The sequence below is a fragment of the Arthrobacter sp. ISL-5 genome (assembly GCF_018613835.1).
Lineage (GTDB): Bacteria > Actinomycetota > Actinomycetes > Actinomycetales > Micrococcaceae > Arthrobacter.
On record NZ_JAGGPM010000004.1, the window covers coordinates 139,845 to 165,082 of the forward strand.

The following is a 25,238-nucleotide window of genomic DNA, read 5'->3' on the forward strand; positions in this document are numbered from 1 at the left end:
GCCGTCGTTCAGGCTGTGTCCTGAGACTTAGTGTGCGTGATCTCCGCGGCTGTACTCGTAGACCCAGCCGACGAGGGCCACAATGGCCATGCCGCCCGCGATGAAGGTGATCCAGAAGCCGATGGCGAGGCCCAGGAAGCCGGCTGCACAGGTCAAGCCGAGCACCAGCGGCCACCAGCTCCAGGGGCTGAAGTGCCCCTGCTCGCCGGCGCCTTCGTGGATCTCTGCGTCGTTGCGGTCCTCGGGACGCATGCCGACGCGCTTGCCGGTGAATCCGAGGTAGGCACCGATCATGCCGGCCAGGCCGCCCACGAGGAGGATGCCCAGGATGCCGACCCACTCACTCCAGTTGGTCAGGAAACCGTAAACCATTGAGACAGGGACGAAGAAGAAGACTCCTGCTCCAAAAATCCATGATTCGATCTTCACTGCGCGGTGTCCTTCTGATCGGCGTTACCGAGCACAGCTGCTGCCGGCGCCGGTGACTCAACGGTGTGTGACTGTGACAGCTCGGGGTGGTGCAGGTCCAGGGCCGGACGCTCCGAGCGGATGCGGGGCAGGGAGGTGAAGTTGTGGCGCGGCGGCGGGCAGGACGTTGCCCACTCCAGCGATGCACCGAAGCCCCAGGGATCGTCCACCTGTACCTTTTCCGCATTCCGCGACGTGATGTAGACGTTCCAGAGGAACGGGATCAGCGACGCACCGAGAACGAACGAGGAGATGGTGGAGAACTGGTTCATCCAGGTGAAGTTGTCCTCCACCAGGTAGTCCGCGTAGCGGCGGGGCATGCCTTCAACGCCCAGCCAGTGCTGGATCAGGAAGGTGCCGTGGAAGCCGAGGAACAGGAGCCAGAAGTGGATCTTGCCGAGGCGCTCGTTGAGCATCTTGCCCGTCCACTTCGGCCACCAGAAGTAGAACCCGGCGAACATCGCGAACACCACGGTGCCGAACACCACGTAGTGGAAGTGCGCCACCACGAAGTAGGAATCGGAGACGTGGAAGTCCAGCGGCGGGGAGGCCAGGATGATGCCGGTCAGGCCGCCGAAGAGGAACGTGATGAGGAAGCCGATGCTCCACAGCATGGGGGTCTCGAATGTGATGGAACCGCGCCACATGGTGCCGATCCAGTTGAAGAACTTCACGCCCGTGGGGACAGCGATGAGCATGGTCATGAACGAGAAGAACGGCAGCAGCACCGAACCGGTGACGTACATGTGGTGCGCCCACACGGTCACGGACAGTGCGGCGATCGCGATGGTGGCGTACACCAGGCCCTTGTAGCCGAAGATCGGCTTGCGGCTGAAGACCGGGAAGATCTCCGAAACGATGCCGAAGAACGGCAGCGCAATGATGTAGACCTCGGGGTGGCCGAAGAACCAGAACAGGTGCTGCCAGAGCACGGCGCCGCCGTTTTCCGGATCGAAGATGTGGGCGCCGAAGCGGCGGTCGGCTCCGAGGGCGAACAGCGCGGCGGCCAGCGGCGGGAAGGCCATCAGCACGAGGATCGCCGTGACCAGCGTGTTCCAGGTGAAGATCGGCATGCGCCACATGGTCATGCCGGGGGCGCGCATGCAGATGATGGTGGTGATGAAGTTGACCGCGCCCAGGATGGTGCCGAAGCCGGAGAGCGCCAGGCCGAAGACCCACAGGTCACCGCCGATGCCCGGGCTGAACGTGGTGTTGGACAGCGGGGCGTAGGCGAACCAGCCGAACGACGCCGCACCCTGCGGGGTGATGAAGCCGGACACCGCGATGGTGGAGCCGAACAGGAAGAACCAGAATGCCAGGGCGTTCAGCCGCGGGAAGGCGACGTCGGGAGCGCCGATCTGCAGCGGCATGATGACGTTGGCGAACCCTGCGAACAGCGGGGTGGCGAACATGAGCAGCATGACCGTGCCGTGCATGGTGAACAGCTGGTTGTACTGTTCCTTGGTCTGCAGGATCTGCATGCCGGGTTCGAACAGCTCGGCGCGGATGAGCAGCGCCATCACGCCGCCGAGGCAGAAGAAGATAAACGAGGCGATCAGGTACATGTACCCGATGGTCTTGTGGTCGGTGGAGGTGATCCAGTTGACGACGATGCGTCCCTTGGACTTCGGAACTACGGGAGCCGCAAGGGTCCCGACAGGTGCGGATTGGGTGTAAGTAGCCACGTCGCTCCCCTTACTTTGTTTCGTTCAGGTTCGGGTTGCGGTCGTACTCTTCGCCGAGCAGTCCCGTGTTGCCGTCCTGGCGCAGCTGGGTCAGGTGAGCCTGGAATTCGGACTCGGACACCACCTTCACGCGGAACAGCATCTCGGAGTGGTATTCACCGCAGAGTTCGGCGCACTTGCCGTCGTAGGTTCCCTCTTTGGTGGGCGTGAACCGGATGTAGTTGGTCTTGCCCGGGATCATGTCCCGCTTCTGCAGGAATGCAGGGACCCAGAAGGAGTGGATGACGTCGCGGGAGTTCAGCTCAAGGTCAACGGACTTGTTGACGGGCAGGTAAAGCGTGGGCAGCTTTTCCTTGTCCACTTCCTTGCCGGTCAGGTGCGCCTGGACACCGGCTTCGTGGACGTCCCCGGTAACGACGTCGCCCTGCTTGTAGTTGAAGTCCCAGGCCCACTGCTTGCCGCGGACATCAACAACGACGTCGGCGGGCTTGGAGCGGTCATCGATGGCCTGCTGGTCACGGTCGGTGAAGTAGAAGAACACCAGCACCATGAAGAGCGGGATGGTCAGGTAGAAGACCTCGAGGGGAAGGTTGAAACTGGTCTGCCGCGGGAAGCCCACGGTGCCTTTGCGGCGCCGGTAGGCGACCAGGCACCAGACGATGAGTCCCCAGGTGATGATGCCCACCACGAGGGCGGCAATCCATGAGTTGACCCAGAGGTCCATGATGCGGTCAGTGTGATTGGTGGTGCCACGCTCGGTGGGCAGCCACCCCTTCGTTACCTCTGGCGAACATCCAGTCAAAACCAACGCGCCGGCAATTGCCAAGCCAGAGATCGAAGTGATCGTTTTGCGTCGGCTGCCGGTTCGGTTCTGCGAACTCACAGACGGCCCTTCCTACTTGTTGCTGTTGCCAGGGCGGCAAAAAGCCTCCCGGGCACACTAAAAGTTTTACTACTCGGTGTAGAGCTTACCGCCCCCCGCGGGATTTCGCCCACATGTCTGACCAGTGTGGCGGCGCCGGTTGTCACCGACGCCGCCACAACGGTCTGGAAAGGGCAAAAGTGCCCGTTAGTGGAAGGAATCTCCACAGGCGCACGATCCGCCGGCATTGGGATTGTCGATGGTGAAGCCCTGCTTGGAGATGGTGTCCTCAAAGTCAATGCTGGCGCCGCTGAGGTAGGGCACGCTCATCTTGTCGACGACGACCTCGACACCGTCATAGTCGCGAACAGCGTCTCCCTCAAGGAGGCGCTCGTCGAAGTAAAGCTGGTAAATCAGGCCGGAGCATCCGCCCGGCTGTACGGCAACGCGGAGACGGAGGTCTGTGCGGCCTTCCTGCTCAAGGAGGCTGCGGACCTTGCCTGCTGCAACGTCGGTCAGCTGAACCTCGTGGCTCGCCAGTTCGTCACTGGCCGTGCCGGTGGGTTCGGTGCTGTTTTCATTGGTCGTAGTGCTCATTGGCCTACCTTCTAACGACGGTCCTGGCGGCCCCGCTTGCACGGTGCCTGCCCCTACGGAAACGGTATGGGCTATAGCTACATGCTACGTCGATCACGCGTGTAGCTCTAACTAAAGACGTAACCGAGGCCTTCCCGGACTTGTTCCCGGGACGGCCATGCCACCCGCCCGGGGACTGCCGCAGCTCCGCGGTTTCGCCGCCGGGACCGGATCCGTCAGCGCGGGTCCTCGATATTGAGGCGGGCCAGCAGGAGCGCTTCGGCAAGGACCGCGTTCCGGAAGTCCTCAAGGTGCAGGGATTCGTTGGCGGAGTGCGCCCGCGAATCCGGGTCCTCAACACCCGTCACGAGGATCTGGACAGCCGGATACAGGTCTGTCAGGTCCGAGATGAACGGGATGGAACCGCCGATGCCCATTTCCACGGCCGGCACTCCCCAGGCTTCCCCGAGTGCCCAGAGCGCGAATCCCGCGGCAGCGGAGCTGGTGTCCGTCTGGAACGCGTTGCCGCTCTCCCCCGGCGTGAACACCACTTTCGCTCCGAACGGCGCGTTGCGCTCGACATGCCTGCGGACGGCCTCCATGGCCTCGGACGGGACCTGGCCGGGGGCCAGGCGCAGGCTGAACTTGGCCCGGGCCCTGGGAAGGAGCGTGTTGGAGGCGACGTCCACGGCCGGCGCGTCGAATCCGATGATGGACAGCGCCGGCTTGGTCCACAGGCGGGACGCAATGGTTCCGCTCCCGGCCAGCTGCACGCCGTCGAGCACCGACGCGTCGGCACGGTACTCCGCTTCGGTGAGGTCGACTTCAACGTCGTCCCGGCTGACCAGCCCGGCCACCGCCACGTTGCCCTCCGCATCGTGCAATGTGGCGATAAGCCGTGACAACAGCGTGGGCGCATCCAGCACGGGTCCGCCGAACATTCCGGAGTGCACGGCGTGGTCCAGGACCTGCACCTCGACGGTTCCGTCGATCAGCCCGCGGAGGCTGGTGGTCAGCGCCGGAACTCCCACCTTCCAGTTGCTGGAGTCAGCCACCACAATGACGTCTGCACGGAGCAGCTCGCGGTGGGTTTCGAGGAACGTACGGAATGTCGGCGAGCCGGCTTCTTCCTCTCCCTCGAAGAACAGGGTGACGCCGAGCCCGAATTCGTCGCCGAGCACCTGCGTCACTGCCCCGTAAGCAGCGATGTGGGCCATGATTCCGGCTTTGTCGTCCGCGGCGCCGCGGCCGTACAGCCGGCCGTCACGTTCGACGGCGGTAAAGGGCTCGGAATCCCACAGCGCCTGATCCCCCGGCGGCTGGACATCATGATGGGCATACAGCAGGATGGTCGGCTTGCCTTCCGCAGCTTCCCTGCGCGCAACAACGGCCGGTCCCCCGGGTGTGCCGTCTTCCTTATCGCACCGAAGGATACGGACGTCGGCAATGCCCGCGTTCCGGACGAGGGCGGCGACAGCCTCAGCGCTGCGGTCCAGCGGCGCGGGATCGAAACTCGGCCACGCTATGCCTGGAATACTGACCAGGTCCTTCAGCTGGGCAACCGTGGAATCAAAGGCTGCACTTACGGCGCTCCGCAGGGCGCGGGTGTCGACGCCGTCCACAGAGCCACCGATCTCTTGCGGGGTCGCCGCTGGTGATGAAGTCATGGCCCAAACACTACCTGTGTCACACACCACAACAAACAGCGGTTCCGGGCCGTGTGGCCGGGCCGACCGGCGCGGGTCCGAAGCATGTGCCGCCTGCCCGCCGGCATGACGGGCGGCCGCGTCCTGCAAGGTATTCTGTTGTCGTGTTCGGACGTAAAAAGGAAGCGCCAGCGGCGCACGACGTAGTAGACCAGCAGGCTGCCCAGGCAGCGGCCCAGAGTGAAGCTTTGGGCAAGGGCGCACCCACGCCCAAGCGCAAGGCCCAGGAGGCCGCCCGCAAACGCCCCCTGGTGCCGGAGGACCGCAAGGCCTCCAAGGCGGCGGAGCGTGCTGCCATCGCGGACCAGCGCCTCAAGATGCGCCAGGCCATGGATACGGGCGACGAGAAGTTCCTGCCGATCCGTGACAAGGGGCCCCAGAAGCGCTTTGCCCGCGACTATGTGGACGCCCGCTTCAGCCTGGGCGAGTACCTCATGTTCGGCGCCCTGGTCTTCGTGATCGTCTCGCTGGTGGTCCCGTCCACGAGTGAGATGATGATCTACGTCCTCGGCGGATTCTGGGTCATGTTCCTGGCAGTCTTCGTGGACGTGTTCATCCTCTCGCGCAAGCTCCGCAAGCGGCTCACCCAAAAGTTCGGCGAGGTGGAGCGCGGCACCGTCTGGTACGGCTCGATGCGCTCCCTCCAGTTCCGGAAGCTCCGCCTGCCCAAGCCCCAGGTCCAGCGCGGGCAGTACCCGTCCTAATCACCCCTTTCCTCCAGGCTGACCCTTTCTAAGGGCCGGTCCCGGACCCTCCAGAGTGCAGCAGCCCCCGGCGGTAGTACCGCCGGGGGCTGCTGCGTTCAGGGCTGCTGCACGTTCAGGGCGGCTGCACTTCAGGGCAGGGCTAGGCGCCGCGGCGGCTCTTCGCCAGCTGCCTATTGATGCGGGCTGCCCAAAAGGGCCCCTCGTAGAGGAACGCGGTGTATCCCTGGACCAGGGTGGCGCCGGCGTCCAGCCTGTCCTGGACATCCTCGAACGTCTCCACTCCGCCCACGGAGATCAGGACAAGCTTGCCCCCGGTTGCCGCCTTCAGCCGGCGCAGGACCTCCAGGGAGCGGCCCTTCAAGGGCGCGCCGGACAGCCCGCCCGCACCGCAGCCCTCGACCTTTTCCGCGGAGGACGAGAGCCCGGCACGTCCGATGGTCGTATTAGTGGCGATGATGCCGTCCAGGTCAAGATCCAGCGCAAGGCGGGCAACGTCGTCGATGTCTTCATCGCTCAAGTCCGGCGCAATCTTGACCAGCAGCGGAACGTGGCGTCCCGCCGACTTGTCGGCCTCCTCCCCCACGGCCTTCAGCAGCGGCCGCAGCGTCTCCACATTCTGCAGAAGCCGAAGCCCCGGCGTGTTCGGAGAACTGACGTTCACCACGAGGTAGTCGGCAGCCGGTGCCAGGCTGCGCGCACTGATGAGGTAGTCCTCCACAGCGTCGTCGAGCTCCACAACCTTGCTCTTGCCGATGTTCACGCCGATCACAGGACGGACCTTGGGGTGCCGGCGCTGAAGCGCAGCACGGGCGGACTTGAGCCGGGGCGCTACTGCGGCGGCGCCGTCGTTGTTGAATCCCATCCGGTTGATGACTGCACGGTCCTCGATGAGCCGGAACAGCCGCGGCTTCTCGTTACCCGGCTGCGCGCGGCCAGTAATGGTTCCGACCTCGACGTGGCCAAATCCAAGTTCTGTCAGCGCCTCGATGCCGTGGCCCTCTTTGTCGAAGCCCGCCGCCAGTCCGAACGGCGACGGAAAGGTCATGCCGAGTGCACTGGTCTGCAGCGACGCCGGCGGGGCGGTAAACCGTTCCAGCAGGCGGCCTGCGCCTGTGGTGTGGGCGAGCCGGATGCCCTTGAACCCGATTTTGTGGGCGCGTTCCGCGTCCATCCATGAAAAGGCCAGCCTGAAGAAAGTGGGATATACGCGCATGCCTCTAGTTTTCCGCCTCAGGCGATGCAGACCAAACCCGGGCCGACACAAGCGCCCGGCTACACAGCACAACGATGTTCGCTGCCCGTGCCCCATGCCATGGAGGGGCGGCGAAAGTCTAGGCTGGTGCCATGGAGTGGCGGAGTGACATCCTTGGCGCGGACTTCGAGTCCTGCGCCTTCGATGCCACGGGCAGTGACGGTGTCACGCGCACCGCGACGCTCGTCCGTTTCGTTCCGCGCAAAGACCGTGCCCCCTCCGGGCGGGCCGGCCGGCGCCGTGCCGTGATGTTCCTGCACGGTTGGAGCGACTACTTCTTCAACACTGAGCTGGCACGCTTCTGGGACGGGCAGGGCTTTGAATTCTTTGCCCTGGACATGCATAACCACGGGCGCAGCCTTCAGCCCGATACCCACGGCGGCTATGTTGCAGACCTGGGCAACTACGACGCTGAAATCGGCACCGCAATCGAAATGATCTCCGCGACCGGCCCGCAAGCACCGCTGTCCCTTGCCCTGATGGGCCACTCCACCGGAGGCCTGGTGGCGGCCCTGTGGGTGAGCCGGCATCCCGGGGTCGTCTCCCAGCTGGTGCTGAACAGCCCGTGGCTGGAAATGCACGGCAGTTCGCTGGTCCGCCGTGCCGCCTGGGCCATGGTGGAGCCGCTTGCCCGCCTGCGGCCCGAGGCTGTGCTGAGGCTGCCGGAGCGGGGCTTCTACTGGCGGAGCATCAGCAGCTCGGCCGAGGGCGAATGGAGCCTGGACGACAACTACCGGCCGCCCATGGCGTTTCCGGTCCGGGCCGCCTGGCTCAGCGCGGTCCTTGCGGGCCACGCCAAGGTGGCGCGGGGCCTCGGCATCGACATCCCCATTCTGGTCTTGATTTCGGGGGCTAGCGAGAACGGCATGGTCTGGACCGAGGCGATGCGCAGCACCGATGCCGTGCTGGACGTCAACGTCATTGCCACACGGTCCCTGTCCCTGGGCCGGAGTGTGTCCGTGGAGCGCATTGACGGCGCCCTCCATGATGTGTTCCTGTCCCGCGCCGAGGTCCGGGCAGACGCCTACCGCCGGCTGGCCAGGTGGATCCACGGGTTCGCGGCCGGCGACGGGCCTGTCGCTGGGGAGCTCCCGTGACGGAGCCTGCGGAACGAAGGGACCCCTACCCGGACTGCGTGGCGTCCACGGGTTTCGGCGCCGCGTCCACCGCGCCGCCGTAGCGACGGTCCCGCTGGGCGTATTCGAGCACGGCATCCCAGAGGGTGCGGCGGTCGACGTCGGGCCACAGGGTGTCCATGAAAACGAACTCGGCGTATGCCGACTGCCACAGCATGAAGTTGGAAAGGCGCTGTTCGCCTGAACTGCGCAGGAAGAGGTCGACGTCGGGAAGATCGGGTTCGTCGAGGTACTTCTGGATGGTTTTCTCCGTGATTGCGCCGGGCTTGAGCCGGCCGGCGGCCACCTCCTGCGCAATGGCGGACACCGCGTCCGCTATTTCCGCACGGCCGCCGTAATTAACACACATGGTTAACGTGCACGTGCTATTTCCGGCGGTGTACTCCTCCGCCTCCTCCAGCTCACGGATGACTGAGCCCCACAGCTTCGGCCGGCGCCCCGACCACCGGATCCGGACGCCCCACTCATCCAATTGGTTGCGCTGCCGCCGCAGCACATCCTTGTTAAATCCCATCAGGAAGCGGACTTCCTCGGGAGAGCGCCGCCAGTTCTCCGTCGAAAATGCATAGACCGTGACGTACTTGATGCCCAGCTCTATGGCTCCGGCGACGACGTCCAGTAGAGCCGGCTCTCCGGCCTTGTGCCCCTCGATTCGGGGCAGTCCGCGCTGGTTGGCCCAGCGGCCGTTTCCGTCCATAACGATGGCCACGTGCTGCGGCACGAACTCAGCCGGGATGGAGGGCGGGAGGGCTCCCGAAGAATGGGGGTAGGGTTGCACCACCGGATCGGTCCGGCGCCGTGCGGGGCTGGTCTTCTTTCCCAAGGACACTGTTAGGTACGCTCCACATGTTTGAGGGATTTCAGGACACGCTCAAGATGCCACTGCAGATAACTGGCCACCAGGCCCGCCGCTTCCCGCCGGTGGAGCGGAAGCGAGGAATCCGCCGTCGTCCAGTCGCCGGTGAGCAGCGCGCCCAGCAGTGTAACGGTCTCCGCGGCGGGGGCCGGCGAGCCCGGCGGCCGGCAGTCTCCGCAGACCATGCCGCCCAGGGGCGCGGAGAACGCCGTGTGCGGACCGGCCGCGCCGCACCGCGCGCAACCGGTGAAGCTGGGGGCCCAACCGCCGGTGGACAGGGCACGCAGCAGGTAGGAGTCCAGGATCAGCTCCGGAGTGTGGTCCCCCCGGCTCAGGGAGGCGAGGGCGCCGACGAGAAGGTTGTATTGCGCTGTTCCGGCTTCGCCGTCAACGTCGGTCAGCTTTTCGGCAGTCTCGGTCATGGCGGCGGCCACTGTGTACCTGCCGTAATCGGCGGCGATGTTCCCGCCGTACGCGCCCTTGGCCACAGCCTGCGTGACAATGTCCAGGGATTTTCCGGAGATGAGCTGCAGGTCCGCCACCATGAACGGCTCCAGGCGCGCACCGAAACGGCTGCTCGTGCGCCGGACGCCCTTGGCCACCGCCCTGACCTGACCGTGATGCTTGGTGAGCAAAGTGATGATGCGGTCGGCCTCGCCCAGCTTGTGGGTGCGCAGCACCACGGCGTCATCGCGGTAGGCGCGCGCTGCAAAAGACTGTTGGACCACGCTTAATCTTCCCACTGTCCTCCGGAAAGTCCTGCTTTCCGGGTTTCAGGTGCGCCGCCGGACGGTGCCGGCGGCGCACCTGCCGAGGCTTAGGCCTGGGCGTCCCGGATGGCGCGGTTCACAGCCGAGATGACGGCCTTGAGCGAGGACGTGCTGGTGTTGGCGTCGATCCCGACGCCCCACAGCACGCGTTCCCCCACGGCGCATTCGACATAGGCCGCGGCGAGGGCGCTGCCGCCCTCGGACAGGGCGTGTTCGCTGTAGTCCAGCACACGGACGTCGACGCCGTCTTCCCGCAGGATGCTCAGCAGGGCGGCGATCGGGCCGTTGCCGGTGCCCGTGCGGTGGACCGGGGCGCCGTCGATCTTGAGCGCTGCGTGCAGCGCCATGGAACCGTCCTCGCCGGTCTCGGTGCTGAACGGGCCGAGGGCGTAGCGTCCCCACTGCTCGTCGGCCGCGCCGGAAGGCAGGTATTCATCCTGGAAGACCTGCCACAGCTGGGCGCCGCTGACTTCGCCGCCGACGGTGTCGGTCTGCTTCTGGATGACGCCCGAGAATTCGATCTGGGCGCGCCGCGGCAGGTCCAGGTTGTGCTCGCTCTTCAGCAGGTAGGCGACGCCGCCCTTGCCCGACTGGGAGTTCACCCGGATGACGGCCTCGTAGCTGCGGCCGAGGTCCTTCGGGTCGACCGGCAGGTACGGGACCTGCCAGGTGAAGTCGGCAATGTCCTTGCCGGCGGCGGCGGCGTCCTTCTCCAGGGCTTCCAGGCCCTTCTTGATGGCATCCTGGTGCGAGCCGGAGAAGGCGGTGAAGACGAGGTCTCCGCCGTACGGTGCGCGCTCGGCCACGGGCAGCTGGTTGCAGTACTCGACCGTGCGGCGGACCTCATCGATGTCAGAGAAATCGATCATCGGGTCGATGCCCTGCACGAACATGTTCAGGCCCAGGGTCACCAGGTCCACGTTGCCGGTCCGTTCGCCGTTGCCGAACAGGCAGCCTTCGATCCGGTCCGCGCCGGCCAGGTAGCCCAGTTCCGCGGCTGCGACGCCGGTGCCGCGGTCGTTGTGCGGGTGCAGGGACAGGATGATGCCCTCGCGCGGGTGCAGGTTGCGGCTCATCCACTCGATGGAGTCGGCGTAGACATTGGGGGTGGCCATTTCCACCGTGGCGGGCAGGTTGATGATGACCTGGCTGTCGGCGGAGGCCTCAAACACGTCCGCGATGGCGTTACAGACGCGGACTGCGTACTCCAGCTCGGTCCCCGTGAAGGATTCCGGTGAGTACTCGTAAGTGACGTGCGTGTCCTGAAGGGTCTCTTCGTATTTCTTGCACAGCCGTGCGCCCTGGAGGGCGATGTCCAGGATGCCGTCCTCGTCCTGGTTGAAGACGACCCTGCGCTGCAGGACCGACGTCGAGTTGTACAGGTGCACGATCGCCTGCTTGGCGCCGACCAGGGACTCATAAGTCCGCTCGATCAGGTGCTCGCGGGCCTGGGTCAGGACCTGGATGGTGACGTCGTCCGGAATGTGGTTGCCCTCGATCAGCTGCCGGACGAAGTCAAAGTCCGTCTGCGAGGCGGAAGGGAACCCGACTTCGATTTCCTTGTAGCCCATCCGGACCAGCAGCTGGAACATCTTCAGCTTGCGGGCGGGGCTCATCGGATCGATCAAGGCCTGGTTGCCGTCACGCAGGTCCACTGCGCACCAGCGCGGGGCCTTGGTGATGACCTTGTCCGGCCAAGTGCGGTCCGGCAGCTCAACCGTGATCTGGTCCTGGAACGGGACGTAACGGTGGACGGGCATTCCTGAGGGCTTCTGTGCGTTTCGCATTACTATCGGGGCCTTTTCTGTGGTTCCTGTTTGAAAGGTGGCCGGGCAACACAAACTCCGCGACGAGGATGGGCCTTGCGCTAGATCGCGTCTGAGGCCTCGCCGCGGCAGCTAAGAAGAAGCAGTTCTGCGCGCACCATTTCACAGTAACACGGGTGCGTAAGATGAAGGAGCAACACCTCCAGCAACGTCCACCATGCAGACGCTGCACCGGTGCCAGCGCCGGCGGCAGCCCGTCATCGAAGGAGCCTTTGTGCCAAATTCGGGGATCGCCCTGTCAAACATCGACCACGGCGTCAGGCCGCAGGATGACCTGTACCAGCATGTAAACGGGGCCTGGCTTAAGAGCACCACGATTCCGGACGACCGCCCGTTGGAAGGAACCTTCACCGCGCTTCGCGACGGCGCGGAGCTGGCGGTCCGGGAAATCATCGAGGAAGCGGCCGGCAAGGGTGCCGATGCCAGCGGAATCGAGCGCAAGATCGGCGATCTCTACAACAGCTTCATGGACGAGGCCACCATCGAGGCCAAGGGAATGGACCCGATCCGCGGGCGGCTGGCCGAGGTCTTTGCCACGGCCACGGTCGGCGAGCTGCTGGCGCTGGCCGGGAGGCTGTTCCGCGCGGACGTGTCCGGCCTGTTCTACATTTACCCTGCCCCGGACGCAGGCAACCCGGAGCGAGTGCTGCTCTACACCGGCCAGGGCGGGCTCGGGCTCCCGGACGAGTCCTATTACCGCGAAGAAAAATTCGCCCCGCTGGTGCAGTCGTACCGCGAGTACGTCGGCACCGTGTTCGGCATGGCCGGCGTCGCGGACCCGGAAGGTGCCGCTGCCCGCGTGGTGGCCCTGGAAACGGCACTCGCCTCGCACCACTGGGACAACGTCACGCTCCGGGATCCGCAGAAGACCTACAACCTGAAGTCCGCCGGCGAGGCCATTGAACTCTTTCCGCTGCTGGACACCTGGTTCGAGGCGGCTGACATCGATGCGGACAAACGGCAGGAGATCGTGGTCAGCACCCCCGACTTCTTCGCCGGCGCCGCTGCCCTGCTGGTCTCGGAGTCCCTGCCGGTCTGGCAGGAATGGCTGGCCCTGCGGGTCATCAATTCGGCCGCCCCGTATCTTTCCACCACCTTCGTGGACGCCAACTTCGCGTTCTACGGCACCACAATCAGCGGCACCCCGCGGAACAAGGACCGCTGGAAGCGGGGAGTCGCCGTCGTCGAAGCAGCCCTCGGCGAGGCCGTCGGCCAGATCTACGTGGCCCGGCACTTCCCGGAAGGCCACAAGGCCCGCATGCAGACCCTCGTCGGGAACCTGATCGAGGCGTACCGGGAAAGCATCACCGGCCTCGAGTGGATGGGCGAGGACACGAAAGCCGAGGCGCTCCGGAAACTGGGGGCGTTCCGTGCAAAGATCGGCTTCCCGGACGAGTGGATCGACTACTCGGCAGTGGTGGTGGACCCCGCGGACCTGCTGGGGAACGTCGAACGGGCCCACAACGCCGACGTCGACCGCCACCTTGACGAGGTGGGCAAACCCGTCGACCACAACAAATGGCTCATGACGCCGCAGACGGTCAACGCGTACTACCACCCGATGCTCAACGAAATCGTCTTCCCGGCCGCCATCCTCCAGCCGCCGTTCTTCACCGCGGACGCGGACGACGCCGTCAACTACGGCGGAATCGGAGCGGTCATCGGCCACGAAATCGGGCACGGCTTCGATGACCAGGGCTCGCAGTTCGACGGCACCGGCGAGCTCCGCAACTGGTGGACCGAGGACGACCGCAAGGCCTTCGAGGCGCTGACCGGCCGGCTCGTGGCCCAATTCGAAGTCCTTTCCCCGTACGCGGCCCCGGGGCACACCGTCAACGGAAAACTCACCCTCGGGGAAAACATCGGTGACCTGGGCGGCCTCACCATCGCCCACAAGGCCTACCGGCTGAGCCTCAACGGGGAGGAACCGCCGGTGCTCGACGGCCTGACCGGCGAGCAGCGGTTCTTCGCCTCCTGGGCTGCCGGCTGGCGCCAGGTCATCCGCACGGAGGAGGCCATCCGGCGGCTCGCCACGGACCCCCACTCCCCCAACGAGTTCCGCACCAACGCGATCGCCCGGAACCTGGATTCCTTCCACACCGCCTTCGGCGTCGTGGAGCAGGACGGAATGTGGATGGCACCGGAGGAACGCGTCAGCATCTGGTGACGAGCATCTGGTGACGACAGCGAAATGCCGGGCCAACCCGCGGGTTGGCCCGGCATTTTGCGTTGGGCAGGCTACTGCTGGACGATCAGCTCCGGGTTGGCCTGCTGGCACACTGTGTCCCCGGCGGTCTGGTTCACGATGTCCTTCGGCACGGTGGTCTTGCCGAATTTGGTTCCGGACGTAAAGTCGGCACCGAGGTACACCTGCACGCCTGAGAGTCCGGGTGACGGCGCGATCTGGCCGGCCGGGATGCCGAGCAGCGCGGCGACATCCTTCGCCACATCCGCGAACTCGGGTCCGTAATAGACGAAGGTCTTCGCTGCGGGGTCGGCTTCCAGCGGCACGACCTGGGTGAATCCGCCGGCGATCACAGCTTCGGCGATCTCCTGCGTCCTCGTGGGGACACCCGTCCCGTTGGCGACGGTGACCGGCTGCAGCGTCTTGTCATACGGGGCCGCAGGTTTGGTAGGCGTTGGCGTGGCCGACGGCTTGGCGCTGGCCGATGGTGTGGCCGACGGCGAAGGAGTTGCCTTGCCCTCCGGGTCGGTGAGGTCGATGTCCTCCTTCAGGGCCGCAAATAGCTGGGACGCCGCGGGCTGCGCGGGATCCAGCCGGTTCGGATCGCTGGCAGCAGGAGCCGTCGGGACGGCAACAAAGGCAACCTTCCCCACATCAATCGTCTTGAGCCGGTTGCCGATGGTGATCATCGCCGGAACGGACGCCAGTCCTTCATCGACCGTGAGGTTCTGCGTCACGACATCGGCGATGGTCAGCATCTTCGCCGGATCCGACAGGGTGCCGTCGTCCTTGATCTTCCGCGTCAGGGAGGACAGGAACCCCTGCTGGGCTTTGATGCGGCCGAGGTCGCCGCCGTCCGCGAACGCGTGCCGCGTGCGGAGGAAGGCCAGGGCCTGCTCGCCCTTCACCTGGGAAGTTCCCTTGGGCAGCCGGAGCCGCGAGTCGGGATCGTAGACGGAGTCGCTGATGCACACGTCGACGCCGCCCACCGTGTTGGACAGTTCCTTGACGGCGTTGAAGTCGGCCATCATGAAGTGGTCCACCTCGAGCCCGGTCAGCTTGTTGACGGTGTCCACGGCGCAGCCTATGCCGGCCTCGTTCATTGCCTCGTTGATCATGACGCCGGTGCGCGCGGGGTATTCCTTGCCCGTCTTTTGGTCGGTGCACTTGGGAATGTCCACCAGCAGGTCACGGGGGAAGCTGATGACGTTGACCCGCTTGTTGTCCTCGGAGATGTCCATGAGCATCATCACGTCGGAGTTGCCGTAGCCCGTCGAATCGTCGGCGCTGCCGTAGGTGGCGTTCTTGCCGTCGCGGGTGTCGGATCCGAGAATGAGGATCTGCATCCGGCCGGTGGCATCGTCGATGGTGTCCGTGCGGCCATTTCCGGCGCCGAGTGCGGACGTGGAAATGTTCGACTGGAGCCGGAAGTACCAGTACCCGGCGAAGGCAAGCCCGCCTAGGAGGACCACGGAGACGACGGCGGTGGTCACCTTCAGCCACAGCGGCATGTTGCGCACGTTCAAGTGCCGGGCGGCGCCCACGCGGGCGTCTTCGGCGTGCCGGGCAGCTGGCTCGGACCGGGATGTGCCCGGCCCTTGTGCGCGGTTGTCGCGGCGTCGCACCACAGGCTGTACCTTTCCTTAAAAAATGGGATCCGGCCTATTTTAGTCGCCGTGTCTGGGAATTTGCCGAAAGCGCGCCTAATCGCCGGCGCGGCGGCGCCGGGAAACAGGCAGCGGGGGTCAGAATCCGAGCTTGACCAGCTGCTTGGGATCGCGCTGCCAGTCCTTGGCGACCTTCACATGAAGGTCGAGGTAAATGCGCGTTCCCAGCAGGGCCTCGATGCCCTTGCGAGCGTTCGTGCCGACGTCCCGCAGCCTGCTTCCGCCCTTGCCGATGATGATGGCCTTCTGGGACGGGCGCTCCACGTAGAGGTTCACCCGGACGTCGAGGAGCTGGTTGTCTTCGGCCCGCCCCTCCCGGGGAACGATCTCGTCGACGACGACAGCCAGGGAGTGGGGCAGCTCATCCCGCACGCCCTCCAGCGCGGCCTCGCGGATCAGTTCCGCCACCATGACGGCTTCCGGCTCGTCGGTCAGCTCGCCGTCGGGGTAGAGCGGCGGCGACGGCGGCATGTGGCTGATCAGGACGTCCGCCACCGTGCCCACCTGGAACCCGTCGGTCGCTGACACCGGAACGATGTCCTTCCAGCCTTCCTCGCCGAGCACTTCCCGTCCCAGCGCGGCGACCGCCAGCAGCTGTTCGGTCAGGGCCTGGCGGTCCACGAGGTCGGCCTTTGTGACGAGGGCGATGATCGGCTTGCGTCCCACGGCAGCGAGCTGCGCGGCAATGAATTTATCGCCGGGGCCGATCTTCTCGTTGGCCGGAAGGCAGAACCCGATCGCGTCCACTTCGGCGAGCGTGTCGGCGACGAGGTCATTGAGCCGCTTGCCCAGCAGTGTGCGCGGCCGGTGCAGCCCTGGTGTATCCACCAGGATCAGCTGGGCGTCGTCGCGGTGCACGATCCCCCGAATGGTGTGCCGCGTGGTCTGCGGCTTCGCGGAGGTAATGGCGACTTTCTTGCCCACCAGGGCGTTGGTCAGCGTAGACTTTCCGGCGTTCGGCCGGCCCACCAGGACGGAGAATCCGGCGTGGTAACCGCCGAAGGGTTCGCCGCCGTCGGCCTTATTCTGCTTGCTCACGTGGAACTCCCTGTTGCATTGATTCGGCCTCGTCGAGAAGGTCTTCAAGGTCAGTATCGTTTGGAACGGCGCCTTTTGGAACGGCGGCCGCAATGATGTGGCTGACGCGGTTTCGGCGGCCTTCAAGCCGCTCGGCCCGCAGGGTTACGCCGTCTACTTCCACCGTGCTGCCGACGATGGGAACGCGGCCCAGGGCCTTGGCCAGCAGGCCGCCGACGGTGTCCACTTCGTCGTCGTCGAGCTCGATGTCGAAAAGCTCCCCGAGGTCGTCGATGCTCATCCGGGCGCTCACCCGGTACGTTCCGTCGTCCAGTTCGGTCGCTTCGGCGCTCTCGGTGTCGTACTCATCGACGATCTCGCCGACGAGTTCTTCGATCAGGTCTTCGAGCGTGACGAGCCCGGCGGTGCCGCCGTACTCATCTATGACGATCGCCACGTGCGTGGATTCCTTTTGCAGCTCCCGGAGAAGGTCACTCACGGGCTTGGAATCCGGCACGTACCGCACCTCGCGGGCCAGCTCGTCCACCACCGGCGGCTCTTCCTCTGGTCCCAGGCCGTGAATGGCGGCAGCCACGTCCTTAAGGTAGATAATCCCCAGGATCTGGTCGGTGTTCTCCCCGATGACGGGCATCCTGGAGTACCCGGAGCGGAGGAACAGGGACATCGCACGGTGCAGGCTTGAGCCGGCGTCGATGGTCAGGATGTCGGTCCGGGGCACCATGACCGCCCGGACCAGGGTGTCTCCGAAGTCGAACACGGACTGGATGAGCTCGGCCTCGTTGTCCTCGATCATGTCCGACTCCGTGGCCCGGTCCACGAGCTCCCGGAACTCCTCTTCGCTGAAGAAGGAGTCATCGCCGCCCGGCGAGCCGGGGGCCACGGAGCTGCCCAGCCTGACGAGCCAGCCCGGTATCGGCCCCAGGACCCTGGCGAGAAGCCTGATGAGCGGAGCCGAAAACAGGACCACCGCCAACGAATGCGAGCGGCCCAGCTGCCGGGGCGAAACGCCGACGATCACGAAGCCGAGGACGGCCATGATTCCCGTCGCCGCGAGGCCGGCAAGCCACACACTGCCCAGGAGGCTGTAGAGGAGAACGGCCACGGCCACCGCGGACGCGGTCTCGAACCAGATGCGCCAGAAGCGGAGCGCCCGCATGTGCGTCATGGGCTGGTCCAGGATCCTGCGGAGCGCGTTGCCGCGGCTCTTCAGGAGCGCCTGTTCCGCGTCGTGCCGCGGAAGGAAGCTGAATGCGGCTTCGGCGGCCGTCAGCAGCGCTGCGGCGCCGAGAAATACCAGCGCCATGCAGACGAGGAGAAAGGATGTCACTGCGTGGTCTCGGACGGAGCTTCTTTGCCGGTGAACGCCGTGAGCAGCTCACGCTGCAGGCCGAACATTTCTGCCTTTTCTTCGGGTTCGTCATGGTCATAGCCGAGCAGGTGCAGGATTCCGTGCGTCGTCAGCAGCAGCATCTCGTCCTGCGTGGAGTGTCCGGCGTTGCGGGCCTGGCCCTCGGCAACCTGGGGGCAGATCGCGATGTCGCCGAGCATCCCCTGCGGGGTGGGCTTGTCCGGGGTACCGGGCGTCAGCTCATCCATCGGAACGGAGAGCACGTCAGTGGGGCCGGGCTCGTCCATGAGTTCGATGTGCAGCTTTTCCATGGCGGGCTCGTCCACCAGCAAAATGGACAGCTCGGCCTGGGGATGAATGTACAGCTGTTCGAAGATGAACCGGGACAGCGCCACCAGCTGGGCTTCGTCCACCTGGACGCCCGATTCGTTGTTGACCTCAATGCTCATGCGTGCTCTCCGCGCCTCTCCCGGGGTACGGAATGCTTGACCCGGTTTCGCTGTACTTCGTCCCAGATGCCGTATGCGTTGACGATGTCGCCGACCAGCCGGTGGCGCACCACGTCCGCGGAGTCCAGGAAGGAAAAGTTGACGTCGTCTATGCCCTGGAGGATCTCCTCCACAATGCGGAGCCCGGAGCGGGTTCCGAACGGAAGGTCCACCTGGGTGACGTCGCCGGTGACCACCATCTTCGATCCGAAGCCCAGCCGGGTCAGGAACATCTTCATCTGTTCCGGCGTGGTGTTCTGGGCCTCGTCCAGGATGATGAAGGCATCATTGAGCGTCCGGCCCCTCATGTACGCGAGGGGGGCCACTTCAATGGTTCCCGCCGCCATGAGCCGCGGAATGGATTCTGGGTCAATCATGTCGTGCAGCGCGTCGTACAGCGGCCGAAGATAGGGGTCGATCTTGTCGCTGAGCGTGCCCGGCAGGAACCCGAGCCGCTCGCCTGCTTCAACCGCAGGGCGCGTCAGGATGATCCGGCTGACTTCCTTCTGCTGCAGGGCCTGCACGGCCTTTGCCATCGCCAGGTAGGTCTTGCCCGTGCCCGCCGGGCCGATTCCGAAAATCACTGTGTTGGCATCGATGGCATCCACATAGTTCTTCTGGTTCAGCGTCTTGGGGCGGATGGTCCTGCCGCGGCTGGACAGAATGTCATGGGTCAGCACATCCACCGGATTCTGCAGCGACTGGCTGCGGAGCAGCAGGACCAGCTGCTGGAGGACTGCCGGGGTGATCACCGTGCCGCGTGCCACCAGGCCCCGCACCTCATGCAGCAGGCGCATGATCCGCGGTACATCGGCCGCGGGACCGCTGATTGAGAGTTCATTGCCGCGGACGTGGAAACTGACGGCCGGGAACTGATCCTCGATGAAGCGCAGGGCTTCGTCGTGGCTTCCGAGGGACTGGACCATCTGATCAGAGTTGTCGAAGATGACCACCTCCGTCCGGACACCGGGGAGAGTATGGGGGAATTCACCTGCAGTGCGGTCTCCGGTGTTGAGGCGGCGCTTTCCGTTTGCTGAATCAGTCATGGTGTCGGCCCGCAGGCCTCTTGTTCCCTCCAGTTCGAAAATAACTCTTCAGAGTTCTTCCATCTTACGCCAGCGGCCGCCTTCGCTCACCGTCCCCGGTGGTCACGGAGGCGGTGGTCGCGGAGGCAGTGGTCACAGAGGCGGCGGCCACACGAGGGGCGGTTCGTGACGCGTTCCCGCAATTAGGTATCAACTTTGTATCGGCCTCATATCGTTCCCGTTGCAGTTCGCCCGCCTGCGGGCAAAGGCACCCGCGGCCCCGGAGCCTTGTGTAATGCTGGAAATGAAGTCAGCGGCATCGGTTCGGCCTGCCCGCCGCCACAACCGCAGACACAGCCAACAGACACACTCAGCAGTCACATGCTGCTGATACGAAGGGACCACAGACATCAGGCAGTCAGGAACTTCCAGCCGGAAGACAGCTTTGCGGATGCGCTCCGCGGTGCTGCTTGGGCTGTTCCCTGCCGCCTTGCTGTTGTCCGGCTGCATCGCCGATCAGGACCCCGCCGTCACGTCCTCAAACGTGCCCTCCACGTCCCAGCGCGCCGCGGGAGTCGATGGTGTCCCCACCACCAGCGCCCCGCTGGAGACCATGCAGTCCTCCAACAAGGCACCGGTGTACTGGATCGGGAGGAGCAACAGCAACGTCTTCCTGTACCGGGAGTTCCGAGATGTTCCCGACGAGGAAAACCCGATCACCAGGGCGCTGCGTGCCATGATGTCCGAAACACCCCTCGACCCGGACTACTTCACACCCTGGCAGAACCCCAAGACCATCGCGACGTCGATTTCGGGTAACAACGTCATCACGGTCGATGTGTCCGCCGACGCCTTCAACAGCAATCTCGACGCCGACATGGCCCAGCGGGCAATCCAGCAGCTTGTGTACACCGCGACGGCAGCGGGTGCGAGTTCCGGCTTGATCGATGCCGGGCAGCAGATTGAAGTGGTGATCCTGGTGGACGGGCACACGGACTATGTGGCTTTCAAGCACGTCAAGCTCGGTTCGCCCACGTCACGCAGCGCCGGAATGGTGGCGCCGGTATGGATCATTGATCCCCAGCAGGGCGTGGAAGTGGCAGACGGCCGCGTTAAGATCACCGGGCGCAGCACCGTTCCCGGCGGCAAGCTGCACTGGCAGATCCTCAAGGTCCAGGAAAGCGGCGAGAAGGAACGCTACCTGGCCGGCGAGACCACTGCGGCGGCCGAACCGGGGGCCTCCGGGGTCTTCAATATGGCGGTTAATCTCGGACCGGGCAGCTACGAGGTCCGGGTTTCCCAGATCGGTCCCGGCAAGGCCGACGACGAATTGAACGTGGACTCGCGGGGCTTCACCGTACGCTAGCAGCCAGTCGGCCAGCCGCCGGCGCGGCTGCCAGCGGGCGGTTGCTACCAGCGCCCTAGGACATCACTGGCGACGACGACGGCGGCCGGCCCGGCAGTGGAGGACCGCAGTACGTGCGGCCCGAGAAGGGCCGTCACCGCTCCGGCCCCGCACAGCTTGGTGACCTCCCTGGGGCTGATGCCGCCCTCGGGCCCGACGATCAGGAGGATCTCGCTGGGTCCGCCGTCCGCCGGCTGGCCCGCCTCGCGCCACCCCTCCAGAACGCGGCGCAGCGGCTTGACGGCGTCCTCGTGGAGGATCACCGCAAGGCCGGCGGCCGACACCGCGGCGGCAAGGCCCTGCGTATCGACGGCGGAGCGCACCTCCGGGATCCAGGCACGGCGCGCCTGCTTCGCCGCAGCCGTCACGGCGGACTGCCATTTGGCGTGGGCCTTCGCCGCACGGTCACCCTTCCACCTGACGATGGAGCGTTCGGACTGCCAGGGCACGACTGCATCGATGCCGAGTTCGGTGGACGTCTCGATGGCCAGTTCGTCGCGGTCACCCTTCGCCAAGGCCTGAACGAGGACCAGGCGCACTTCAGGCCGCTCTTCAACTGTGACGGAGGCACACTCGACCGTCAGTTCCGCCGGCGCCACGCTCGACACCGTCCCGGTGAGCCTTTTGCCGGCGCCGTCGGCGATGTCAACGTTCTCCCCCACCGCCAGCCGTTTGACAGTGACGGCATGGCGCGCCTCCGCCCCGTCCAGCGTGAAATGGGAACCGGGCACCGCCTCGTCGAGCGCTCCGGCGGTGGTGAAGAATACGGGGTTGCTCACCGCTACAGGTTGCCGAGGCGGTCCCGCAGCTTGGCGAAGACGCCTCCGCTGGCCGCGAGCTTGCCCTCGGAGAACTGCTCGCCGCGGAGCTTCGCAAGCTGCCGGAGAAGGTCTTCCTGCGCCGGATCGAGCTTCGACGGCGTCTCAACCTGCAGGTGCACCTTGAGGTCGCCGCGCCCGTAGCCCCGCAGGTGCGTGACGCCGAGGCCGCGGAGGGTGATGATCTCGCCGGACTGGGTGCCCGCCTTGACGTCGATCTCCTGCTTCCCGTCGAAAGTGTCGAGGTTCAGCTCGGTGCCCAGGGCCGCGGCCGTCATGGGAATGTTCAGGGTGGCATGGAGGTCGTCGCCGTCGCGGACGTAGGTGGCGTCGTTGTTGACCCGGATCTCCACGTAGAGGTCGCCCGAGGGGCCGCCGGCCGGGCCGGCTTCACCCTGCCCGGAGAGCTGGATCCGGGTGCCGGTGGCCACACCTGCCGGAACCTTGATGGTCAGGGACCTGCGGCTGCGGATCCGGCCCTGGCCGTTGCACTCGTTGCAGGGATCCTTGATGACCGTTCCGAAGCCTTCGCAGGAACCGCACGGGGCAGAGGTCATCACCTGTCCGAGGATGGACCGCACGGCGCGCTGGACCTGGCCGCTGCCGCCGCAGATGTCGCAGCGTTCGGGGTGGCTGCCCTCGCGGCAGCATGAACCGTCGCACGTGGGGCAGGTGACCGCGGTGTCCACCTCGATCTTCTTGTTGACGCCGAAGACGGCGTCGCGGAGGTCGATCCGGACGCTGATGAGGGCGTCCTGCCCCCTGCGGACGCGCGACGCCGGACCGGAGGTGCCTCCGGCGCCAAAGAAGGTGTCGAAAATGTCCTGGAACGCAAAGCCCTGCCCGGCGTAGCCGCCGCCGAATCCGTTATCGGTGCCGTTCTCGTTGCCTGTGGTGTCGTAGACGCGGCGCTTCTGCGGATCGGACAGCACTTCGTAGGCATGCGTGACGGCCTTGAACCGGTCCGAGGCATCTTCACCGGGGTTTACGTCCGGGTGCAGAGTGCGGGCCAGCTTGCGGTAGGCCTTTTTGATCTCTTCTCCGGTGGCTTCCGGGGAGACTCCAAGAACGTCGTAGTGGCTGCTCAAAGTTCGTATCTCTTCCTCGTTGTACTGCCTGGGGTGCGGGGACCGCCGGGCCGTGGAATCACGGGCCCAGGATCCTCGAAAGGTAGCGGGCCACCGCGCGTACGGCGGCCATGGTTGTGGGGTAGTCCATCCGGGTGGGGCCAAGGATGCCCACCTTGGCGCTGGCGTTGGGGCCGTAGCCCGTGGCCACCACCGAGGCCTCTGCGAGTCCGTCGTAGGGATTCTCCCGGCCGATGCTGACGGCAACGCCCCGGGGATCCTGTGCCATGTCGCTGAGGAGCCGGAGCATGACGACCTGCTCTTCGAGGGCTTCCAGGACGGGGCCGATGCTGAGCGGGAAGTCCACGTTGGACCGGGCGAGGTTGGCGGTGCCCGCCATGACCATCCGGTCCTCCCGGCTGCTGTGGGCGAGGGCTTCCAGCGCCCTGCTGAGGGCGACGGCGGCCGGGCGCTGGGCGGGTCCGCAGCCGGCCAGCACTGCGGCGAGGTGCTGCGGGAGCATGATCAGGGGTGTCCCGGCGACGCCGGCGAGGAACCGTGCCCGCAGGTCGGACAGGGCGTCGTCCCCCAGTTCCTGGCCCGCATCGATGACGCGCTGCTCCACCTTGCCGCTGTCGGCAATAAGGACGATAAGGACCTTGCGGGGGGCCAGCAGCACGAATTCGATGTGGCGCACCACGGCGCGGCTCAGGTGCGGGTACTGCACGACGGCGACCTGGTTGGTCAGCTGGGACAGGAGCCTGGCCGTCCGGTCAAGGACGTCGTCGAGGTCCTCGGATCCTTCCAGCAGCGACTGGATGGCGCGGCGCTCCGCCGCGGACAGCGGCTTGACGGCGGAAATCTGGTCCACGAAGAGCCGGTAGCCCTTGTCGGTGGGGATCCGTCCGGCGCTGGTGTGCGGGGCCATGATGAGCCCCTCATCCTCGAGCGCAGCCATGTCGTTGCGGATGGTGGCGCTGGAAACGCCCAGATGGTGGCGTTCAACCAGGGCTTTTGATCCGACGGGTTCCCGGGAATGGACGTAGTCCTCGACAATGGCGCGCAGCACCTCGAGCTTGCGTGGTTCGCTCATGGTCCACCTCCGATCGACCGTAACTGGGTGGTCAGGACAGCGCCCGGCAACCCATTTTTTAGCACTCGACATGCCTAAGTGCTAACAAGTCTAATATGAGACGGCGCGTTGTTAGCATTGGTACCGCTCCGGGCGAAATCCCGGACACCATTCGGCCCTGCAGCAGATAAGTTGCCGGGGCGGCATCTTCCTAGTGCAAAGCGGTGTGAACGAATGCAGTACCAGAGCTGGGGCCCGCAGGAAATCGCAGCGCCCGCAAAGAATGACTTGCCGGAAGTGCCGGCCGAGCGCGGGATGGTGCTTGAGGATGTCCAGTCAGGCTGGGTGGGCGCGGTGACGCGCGTGGAGAAATCCGGCGGGATGCACGTCGTGGCCCTTGAGGACCGGCGCGGGAAGTCGCGGTCATTCCGGCTTGGTTTCGGCTTTCTCCTCGAGGGCCAGCCGATCCGGCTGATGCCGCCTGTCCGTTCCGGCAAACCTTCGGGATCCGCGACGGCGGCCCGGACGGCGTCGGGTTCCGTCAGGGTGGAGGGCCAGCGGGCCCAGGTGGCCAAGGCGAGCCGGATCTGGGTCGAGGGCAAGCACGACGCCGAACTCGTGGAAAAAGTCTGGGGCGACGACCTCCGGGTGGAGGGCATCGTCGTCGAGCCTCTTCACGGCATTGACGACCTGGCCGGGGCCGTCGCTGCGTTCCGCCCCGGACCGGGCCGGAGGCTGGGTGTCCTGGTTGACCACCTTGTTCCGGACTCCAAGGAGTCCAGGATCGCCGCCGCCGTCATGGCTTCCCCCGGCGCCGCTGGAAACGTGCTGATTGTGGGCCACCCGTACGTGGACGTCTGGCAGGCCATCAGGCCGTCCGTGCTAGGCATCGCGCAGTGGCCGGTTGTGCCCCGCGGGACTGACTGGAAGACCGGCATCCTGGCCGCGTTCGGCTGGCCGCACTCCACGAAGGAAGACATCGGCCTCGGCTGGCAGAAACTGCTCGGCGCGGTGCGCACGTATGCCGACCTCGAGCCCGCCCTGCTGGGCAGGGTGGAAGAGGTCATCGATTTTCTCACTGTGCCGTAAGGCGCAGCATGGGCACTGTGCCGTACGTGCGCCATGGGCACCGTGCCGTCGGCGCAAATTCATACTGGTCAGTAAGCGGTCGTCCATTCCGCGCCCGACCCAGTATTCTTGGTACGGCGCCCCACGCGCTGCCGCCGTCCGGCCCCACGGGCCGGCCGCGCCAGCACTACGGGCACCGGCAATAACGCAACA

The 25,238-nt window shown here is 65.6% G+C and carries 22 protein-coding genes; 5 read left to right on the forward strand and 17 right to left on the reverse strand.

The window, feature by feature from the left end; genetic code table 11:
• Window positions 1-27: 27 nt before the first annotated feature.
• The 5 genes from J7I89_RS02200 to J7I89_RS02220 all read right to left on the reverse strand — a co-directional run bounded on the left by J7I89_RS02200 (window position 28) and on the right by J7I89_RS02220 (window position 5,258).
• A complete protein-coding gene (locus J7I89_RS02200) occupies window positions 28-429 on the reverse strand; it encodes a cytochrome c oxidase subunit 4 (protein ID WP_214966869.1) in 402 nt (133 codons plus the stop codon).
• The gene (gene ctaD / locus J7I89_RS02205) at window positions 426-2,153 is read right to left on the reverse strand and encodes a cytochrome c oxidase subunit I (protein WP_214966870.1); all 1,728 of its coding nucleotides are present in this window, start codon (window positions 2,151-2,153) and stop codon (window positions 426-428) included. Before ctaD ends, J7I89_RS02200 begins: the two co-directional genes overlap by 4 nt.
• Window positions 2,154-2,163: 10 nt before the next feature.
• Entirely contained in the window at window positions 2,164-3,036 is an 873-nt protein-coding gene (coxB, locus tag J7I89_RS02210; protein WP_214966872.1) for a cytochrome c oxidase subunit II, read from the reverse strand.
• 186 nt (window positions 3,037-3,222) lie between these two features.
• Window positions 3,223-3,612, reverse strand: coding sequence for an iron-sulfur cluster assembly accessory protein (locus tag J7I89_RS02215; RefSeq protein WP_104138470.1), 390 nt, complete (start codon window positions 3,610-3,612; stop codon window positions 3,223-3,225).
• Between the two features lie 215 nt (window positions 3,613-3,827).
• Window positions 3,828-5,258 carry a dipeptidase gene (locus J7I89_RS02220; protein WP_214966874.1) on the reverse strand — a complete coding sequence of 477 codons (1,431 nt, stop codon included), beginning with the start codon at window positions 5,256-5,258 and terminating at the stop codon, window positions 3,828-3,830.
• 143 nt (window positions 5,259-5,401) lie between these two features.
• Here J7I89_RS02220 and J7I89_RS02225 point away from each other — a divergent pair, with 143 nt between their 5' ends.
• Window positions 5,402-6,001, forward strand: coding sequence for a DUF3043 domain-containing protein (locus J7I89_RS02225; protein WP_214966875.1), 600 nt, complete (start codon window positions 5,402-5,404; stop codon window positions 5,999-6,001).
• 142 nt (window positions 6,002-6,143) lie between these two features.
• Here the strand turns inward: J7I89_RS02225 and J7I89_RS02230 are convergent, their stop codons facing one another.
• A complete protein-coding gene (locus J7I89_RS02230; protein ID WP_214966877.1) occupies window positions 6,144-7,217 on the reverse strand; it encodes a quinone-dependent dihydroorotate dehydrogenase in 1,074 nt (357 codons plus the stop codon).
• A 131-nt stretch (window positions 7,218-7,348) separates the two neighbouring features.
• Between J7I89_RS02230 and J7I89_RS02235 the strand changes: the two genes are divergently transcribed.
• On the forward strand, window positions 7,349-8,353 hold the full coding sequence (locus J7I89_RS02235) for an alpha/beta hydrolase (RefSeq protein ID WP_214966879.1): 1,005 nt from the start codon (window positions 7,349-7,351) through the stop codon (window positions 8,351-8,353).
• Between the two features lie 25 nt (window positions 8,354-8,378).
• On the opposite strand, the gene J7I89_RS02240 is transcribed toward J7I89_RS02235, so the two are convergent.
• The 3 genes from J7I89_RS02240 to leuA all read right to left on the reverse strand — a co-directional run bounded on the left by J7I89_RS02240 (window position 8,379) and on the right by leuA (window position 11,805).
• Window positions 8,379-9,221, reverse strand: a complete 843-nt coding sequence (locus J7I89_RS02240; protein ID WP_214966880.1) for an isoprenyl transferase — start codon at window positions 9,219-9,221, stop codon at window positions 8,379-8,381.
• 2 nt (window positions 9,222-9,223) lie between these two features.
• Window positions 9,224-9,976: a DNA repair protein RecO gene (recO, locus tag J7I89_RS02245; RefSeq protein WP_214966882.1), complete on the reverse strand. Its 753-nt coding sequence runs from the start codon at window positions 9,974-9,976 to the stop codon at window positions 9,224-9,226.
• Window positions 9,977-10,065: 89 nt separating this feature from the next.
• Window positions 10,066-11,805 carry a 2-isopropylmalate synthase gene (leuA, locus tag J7I89_RS02250; protein WP_214966884.1) on the reverse strand — a complete coding sequence of 580 codons (1,740 nt, stop codon included), beginning with the start codon at window positions 11,803-11,805 and terminating at the stop codon, window positions 10,066-10,068.
• Between the two features lie 253 nt (window positions 11,806-12,058).
• Between leuA and J7I89_RS02255 the strand changes: the two genes are divergently transcribed.
• A complete protein-coding gene (locus J7I89_RS02255) occupies window positions 12,059-14,011 on the forward strand; it encodes a M13-type metalloendopeptidase (protein WP_214966886.1) in 1,953 nt (650 codons plus the stop codon).
• 71 nt (window positions 14,012-14,082) lie between these two features.
• Here the strand turns inward: J7I89_RS02255 and J7I89_RS02260 are convergent, their stop codons facing one another.
• From J7I89_RS02260 to J7I89_RS02280, 5 genes are all read right to left on the reverse strand, one after another.
• Window positions 14,083-15,657: an LCP family protein gene (locus tag J7I89_RS02260; protein ID WP_214966888.1), complete on the reverse strand. Its 1,575-nt coding sequence runs from the start codon at window positions 15,655-15,657 to the stop codon at window positions 14,083-14,085.
• 117 nt (window positions 15,658-15,774) lie between these two features.
• Window positions 15,775-16,734, reverse strand: coding sequence for a GTPase Era (gene era / locus J7I89_RS02265; protein WP_214966890.1), 960 nt, complete (start codon window positions 16,732-16,734; stop codon window positions 15,775-15,777).
• Window positions 16,718-18,061: a hemolysin family protein gene (locus tag J7I89_RS02270; protein WP_214966892.1), complete on the reverse strand. Its 1,344-nt coding sequence runs from the start codon at window positions 18,059-18,061 to the stop codon at window positions 16,718-16,720. Before J7I89_RS02270 ends, era begins: the two co-directional genes overlap by 17 nt.
• On the reverse strand, window positions 18,058-18,531 hold the full coding sequence (gene ybeY, locus J7I89_RS02275; protein WP_214966894.1) for an rRNA maturation RNase YbeY: 474 nt from the start codon (window positions 18,529-18,531) through the stop codon (window positions 18,058-18,060). Before ybeY ends, J7I89_RS02270 begins: the two co-directional genes overlap by 4 nt.
• On the reverse strand, window positions 18,528-19,616 hold the full coding sequence (locus J7I89_RS02280; RefSeq protein ID WP_214966895.1) for a PhoH family protein: 1,089 nt from the start codon (window positions 19,614-19,616) through the stop codon (window positions 18,528-18,530). The genes ybeY and J7I89_RS02280 overlap by 4 nt, the downstream gene beginning before the upstream one ends.
• 430 nt (window positions 19,617-20,046) lie before the next feature.
• Here J7I89_RS02280 and J7I89_RS02285 point away from each other — a divergent pair, with 430 nt between their 5' ends.
• Window positions 20,047-20,961: a GerMN domain-containing protein gene (locus J7I89_RS02285; RefSeq protein ID WP_214966897.1), complete on the forward strand. Its 915-nt coding sequence runs from the start codon at window positions 20,047-20,049 to the stop codon at window positions 20,959-20,961.
• Window positions 20,962-21,005: 44 nt separating this feature from the next.
• Here the strand turns inward: J7I89_RS02285 and J7I89_RS02290 are convergent, their stop codons facing one another.
• From J7I89_RS02290 to hrcA, 3 genes are read right to left on the reverse strand one after another with little or no spacing between them, the layout of a single operon-like run.
• Window positions 21,006-21,779 (reverse strand): 16S rRNA (uracil(1498)-N(3))-methyltransferase, encoded by a 774-nt coding sequence (locus J7I89_RS02290; protein WP_214966899.1) that lies wholly within the window; start codon window positions 21,777-21,779, stop codon window positions 21,006-21,008.
• A 2-nt stretch (window positions 21,780-21,781) separates the two neighbouring features.
• Window positions 21,782-22,906, reverse strand: a complete 1,125-nt coding sequence (gene dnaJ, locus J7I89_RS02295; protein ID WP_214966900.1) for a molecular chaperone DnaJ — start codon at window positions 22,904-22,906, stop codon at window positions 21,782-21,784.
• A 58-nt stretch (window positions 22,907-22,964) separates the two neighbouring features.
• Window positions 22,965-23,978 (reverse strand): heat-inducible transcriptional repressor HrcA, encoded by a 1,014-nt coding sequence (hrcA, locus tag J7I89_RS02300; RefSeq protein WP_214966902.1) that lies wholly within the window; start codon window positions 23,976-23,978, stop codon window positions 22,965-22,967.
• Between the two features lie 213 nt (window positions 23,979-24,191).
• Here hrcA and J7I89_RS02305 point away from each other — a divergent pair, with 213 nt between their 5' ends.
• Window positions 24,192-25,046, forward strand: a complete 855-nt coding sequence (locus J7I89_RS02305) for a DUF3097 domain-containing protein (protein ID WP_214966904.1) — start codon at window positions 24,192-24,194, stop codon at window positions 25,044-25,046.
• Window positions 25,047-25,238: the final 192 nt, after the last annotated feature.